Origin of the sequence: Burkholderia sp. BCC1977, from assembly GCF_905339595.1 — a bacterium.
Lineage (GTDB): Bacteria > Pseudomonadota > Gammaproteobacteria > Burkholderiales > Burkholderiaceae > Burkholderia.
The window spans coordinates 1-5,015 of the sequence record NZ_CAJPGQ010000097.1; the positions used below are offsets into that span (position 1 = coordinate 1).

The 5,015-nt window shown below is 55.7% G+C and carries 5 protein-coding genes; 3 read left to right on the forward strand and 2 right to left on the reverse strand.

The window, feature by feature from the left end; genetic code table 11:
• Nucleotides 1–364 precede the first annotated feature (364 nt).
• Nucleotides 365–1,069, forward strand: coding sequence for an autoinducer binding domain-containing protein (locus tag U5771_RS34615; RefSeq protein ID WP_322028105.1), 705 nt, complete (start codon nucleotides 365–367; stop codon nucleotides 1,067–1,069).
• Nucleotides 1,070–1,311: 242 nt separating this feature from the next.
• Entirely contained in the window at nucleotides 1,312–1,962 is a 651-nt protein-coding gene (locus tag U5771_RS34620) for an acyl-homoserine-lactone synthase (protein ID WP_322028101.1), read from the forward strand.
• Nucleotides 1,963–2,027: 65 nt separating this feature from the next.
• Here the strand turns inward: U5771_RS34620 and U5771_RS34625 are convergent, their stop codons facing one another.
• A complete protein-coding gene (locus U5771_RS34625; RefSeq protein ID WP_322028102.1) occupies nucleotides 2,028–2,594 on the reverse strand; it encodes a hypothetical protein in 567 nt (188 codons plus the stop codon).
• 699 nt (nucleotides 2,595–3,293) lie between these two features.
• Between U5771_RS34625 and U5771_RS34630 the strand changes: the two genes are divergently transcribed.
• Complete coding sequence (locus U5771_RS34630; RefSeq protein ID WP_322028103.1) at nucleotides 3,294–3,587, forward strand: H-NS histone family protein; 294 nt, start codon at nucleotides 3,294–3,296, stop codon at nucleotides 3,585–3,587.
• 344 nt (nucleotides 3,588–3,931) lie between these two features.
• Here U5771_RS34630 and U5771_RS34635 read toward each other — a convergent pair.
• Nucleotides 3,932–5,015, reverse strand: a 1,084-nt coding sequence (locus tag U5771_RS34635) for a site-specific integrase (protein WP_322028104.1), incomplete at its 5' end; no start/stop codon positions are given.

The following is a 5,015-nucleotide window of genomic DNA, read 5'->3' on the forward strand; positions in this document are numbered from 1 at the left end:
AATACGTCGCAATATCGTTCTCGTTCGGGAAGGTGACTTTAAAAAAATCGCGTATTAAATTATTACAATCTATTGGATGACGTTCCAATTTCAACCATTAGACTCGACACTAGCTACGCCCCCAACGTCCATCTCGACGAAACCTCCGACGTCGGCCATTGCATAGCGGGTGCGCCGGTATTCAGCATCCCACTACCATACCGCTTGCCGAAGTCGCTACCACAGTGCTGGCACTCTGCTCCAGCATTTCTCTTGAATACCACTAGGAAATAAGTGAGATAAAGTCATGAGAACGCGATTTCGGCATCACATAAGCAAAAAAGCGTCCAAGCCACCACCATGGAATGTCACATTAGCCACCCGAATGGCGCCAATCCTGTCTCTTTTTACCGATGCAAAGGATATTTCTTCGCTTTCTGACTTGCTTGGCAATGCGGTGCTTCCATTGGGTTTTCCATGTTACGCCGTCACACGGATCTCCCTGACTTGCATTCGCTCTCGACCTAGCATGTCTATGGAGGCAATCTGCTCGCATTATCCCAGTAACTGGGTGCAGCACTATCTACAGCACGACTACGGCCCCGTTGACCCCGTACATCGAGTAGCTTTTACTTCCCCAGGACCTTATCGCTGGGGCGACATTACCGACTTGAACCATGCTGAGCGACATGTGCTCGTGGAAGCATGCGATGCAGGACTCAAAAATGGGCTGAGTATTCCAATTCGTGAGATCGGGGGCAGTGTTTTGCTCATCAACCTCGCGGGGCCGTCATACCGTATCAATGCAGGGACGAGCCGGCAGCTTGCGAGCGTAATTAGCAATCTATTTCGTTTGGAGCTGGATCGGTTCGCTCCTCCCCATCCGAAGGCGTTCATTCAGCTTTCCCCGCGTCAGCGCCAATGTCTTTCATGGGTCGCACAAGGCAAAACATCGGCGGATATCTGCATGATTCTCGAAATATCCCGCCATACCGTCGAATATCATATCGCTGAAGCAATGAAGGTCCTGAACGTGAATAGCAGAATAGCAGCCGCCGTCATTGCCTCCAATTACGGTCTACTTGATTAGCCATCTAATTTCCAGCCTAAATTTCCCGAACAATTGTGAACGCGTCGCTGGCATGATTTAACCATGCTCCCGAGCCCCTCGAATCCCATATAGTGAGTAATTCTGGATCAGCCGGAGATCTTCAATCGCACGCGGATAATGCGTGACCTATATCCATTTGCACCTCCTCCCTACCTAACTAGTTCCAGCTGTTGTTCCGACTTGATAGGGTGACGCCCATCAATAAACGATGGAGAACGCAAATGCCATTCATTATCGCGGGTGGGTTGAGCGACTTGCCGCTTGAACTTCGTGACAGACTCGGCGCGTTCCGGTACGACGTGTTCGTGCGCCGCCTCGGCTGGCCGCTACCCGATATGAAGGAAAATGAAACAATCGAATGGGATCACTTCGATGGCAAAAACACCATTCAGATTGTTGAACTCACTTCCGAAGGGCAGATATGTGGTTGCGCACGCCTGATGCCAACTACCGCCCCGTACCTGCTCCGAGAATTACTTCCTCGATCGTCGAACCTCGACTTTCCCTCCTCGCCCACCGTATGGGAGCTATCGCGCTTCGCCGGCTCGGGCATGCAACTCTTTCCCTATGTCATGGCCGTCGCGGCATCCCTCGGCGCGACCCGCATCATTGGTGTCGTCACCCGCGCCATCGCACGACTGTATCGTCGCTTTGGCCTCGATCTTCAGTATGTGGGATCAAATTCGGAGACCGCCACCTCTCCGTTCGTGGTTTGTGCCATTGATCTCACGCCCGTCGCGTTCGCCAACCTTGGATCCGATCTCGATAGTCTCCGATCTTCAATCACGTGGCGTCAGCCGCTCACACCGAATGTTCCAGGCTCGCTGGGAACGGTGTCACGCGCTGCTCGTTGCGCAGCAGACGTGCAGTAGATCCCGTCCCGGCTGGGACCGTCGCGCTCCGCCGGAATTGGTGCGCTCGACTTCCACGACTACAACTAGGATGTGGATCGCCGGTGGTGATGCCGGTTATCCGCATCCTTTACCCAATCCGGCCGGATGGCGGACGCGTAGGCCTGACCGGTCCGTGAACCTTCGCCTCTTGCCTGTGCCCTCAGTCCGAGACGTTCATCAATCGCATGAGCGACAGTCGAAGATTTTGGCAGACGGCCGTCATCGCAATCCGTCCAGAACACATGCATCGCGTCGAACAAAACTGAGAGGATCGCGGTCACGTAAGGCAGGCGAACGACTACACCGCCTCCCATCGAATTGCCATCACCGGGACCGTAGTGATCGCTCGGCACGTCGGCCGGCAGGTCTATCCGCAGCGCGTCAAGTTCACGCTGCAATCGCTCTTCAAGGCAATAGTGTGCGGTCGCCGAGTTCGCCAGGACCTTCCCGAGCTCGCACAGCTTCTCGTCTTTCAGTTGAACGCATCTTGTGAGACGACGAATCTTCGTTTCGGCCCTTCGCAAACGGATCTGTAAGGCCTCGCAATCGCAGGCCGGTGCCGAGCATGCGCTTGTATCTCTCGAACGCCAAACATTATCGCGTTGCTCCATAGCATGCCCCGCCTTAAACGTGGCGATATGTACTCCACACACCGCGAGAAATCGGACCGCTGATGCACCAAGCTAACCGGAATCATCGATTCCGCCCAAATCGGTGTGTCTTTTTTCGTTCCATCACGCAGCAGTGTCAACTATGAAGATTGGGGGGCACCGATCAGCAATCAACGCGCCTGTCAAATTTTAGCTCTATGAAAAAAACAACGTCCAGCCACAGCGTGGGCGCAGAGTTGGTCTATCAGTTGCACGAGGTTACGCTCGTTCGAAAAAAATAACGCTGCTTGCCTGACGTTTTACTCTTTGACACGGCCTGGCGAACACAAAAATAGCTCTCCTCATTGTGCCTGCGACGTAATCTAATAGAGATGGCCGCGACCCACCCAAGCGGATCAGAGCCGTTGACCGCACATAGGTGTCCGACGTGCGACCGCCCGACAATCAGCTGATGATTGTCGGCGATTTGCGTACCCAACTGCAATAGTCCGATGCCCGGGTTTCGATTTCTCCACCAGATTCGCGGCCTCGGAGACGATAAATGATCGACTCCGGGTCCAAACGATGAGAAAATCGCGCAATCGTTACAATCGCCCTGCTGACAATAGAAGAACGTCGCAGACCCGATGCGTTGCGCCGAATTTGACTCTTCGAAGCGACCATTTCAATACTGTTTCTTTTAACCACGTGGAGTGAAGAATGGCCACCTATCAAGAATTGAAAGCCAAGGCTGATGCACTGCTCGTGCAAGCGGAAGAAGCTAGGCAGGCCGAACTAGAGACCGTGCTCGAAGAAGTTCGCGCGCGTATTCAAGAGTATGGTCTCACGCCGGAACAGGTCTTCGGCCGTAAGCGCGCACGTGGCGCTAATGGCAGCCAACCCGCGACGCCGAAGTATCAGGATCCGAAAACGGGCAAAACGTGGAGCGGGCGTGGCCGCGAACCGTCATGGATTAAGGGTAAGAAACGTGATCGCTTCTTGATTGCCGAATGATCACCGCAGCGTAGCGATCGGTCGCCCTACGGACACTCTCTGGGCCCGAAGCTTCATGCTGCAGGTCCGGTGAATCTGTATCAAGCCGTGCTGGCCCAAGCGATTCAGATTCGCCTTAGCTGCCCAACGTTGAAGACACATGGTCCTTGGGAATCCATGTCGTTCGTCTCGGCGGCGACTCTATTCACGCATAGCAGCGATACCGCCAGATATCGGTGAAATTCAGCCTGCATTGCATCAGGATCAAGCGACATACTGACGACACAGCCTCGCACTCGCGATACCGGGCGAGTGCGAACCTGCCCGGCCCGCAGCACCGTTTCCAGACTAGAGGCAGCGTCGATTTAGGCAGCGAACGTTTGCGGCATGACCGGCACCATTGGCGCTTCAAGCATGCGTCCGCTTGAACAATACGCCCCCCAGTCTTCCATCATGAGCCGACGCCTTTCGAGCTGATCGCGACGCCGATAAGCCGCTATCGTCGGCGAAGTAATGATGTGCGCCAAGGCTTCCTCTGCCAAAGAATCCGGATAGTCGGTGCATTCGGCGACCCAGTCACGAAATGTCGACCGGAAACCGTGCACGGTGATCCCCGAGTACGACATGCGTTTCAACAGGGCCAACATTGCCATGTTCGACAGTGGGCGCCCTTCCGTGCAGCCGGGGAAAAGATACCCATATTTGGCCTTCGGTAGCGCAGCACGCACGACTTCGACGGCTCGCTGACACAGCGGCACGCGAAGTGGCCGACCGCTTTTTGTACGATCGCCCGGGATGCTCCAGAGCCGATTGTCGAGATCAAATTCGTCGACGCGCGCAAAACGTGCCTCGTTCGTGCGAGTAGCCGTGAGGATTAGCAAATGCAGCACGCGGGCCGCGCGTCGGGGACGAAGCTCCAGTTCCCGGATGAACGTCGGCAGGTCTTCCCATGGCAGTGCTGGATGATGCTTGATCTGCGAACGCTTCTTCGAGCGCGGCAACACCAGTTGGAGATGGTCGACGTATCGGGCCGGGTTGCCGCCGGTGCGGTGACCCATCACGGTCTCCGCGTCGAGGATTGCCTTGATGCGACCGCGCACCCGGCGTGCCGTCTCTGCCTTTTTGGTCCAGATCGGCTGGAGGATACGCACGATCATCGCTGTGTCGATGTCGCGCACGCGCACATCGCCGATGATGGGATAGGCGTACGTCTTTAGTGTGTTGCCCCATTGCTGGACATGCTTGCGGTTTCGCCATTCCGGCTCACGCGCACGAATGAACGATTCAGCCGCGTCACGGAACGTCACATTGGCATCGGTCGAGATATCGAGCCGGTGGCGACGCTGCTCTTCACGCCGTGCGAGGATGGGATCGATCTGGTCACCGACCATCTCGCGATATCCGCTGACCAGCTTCCGGGCTTCCCCAAGCGAAACCCGCGACAGCGGC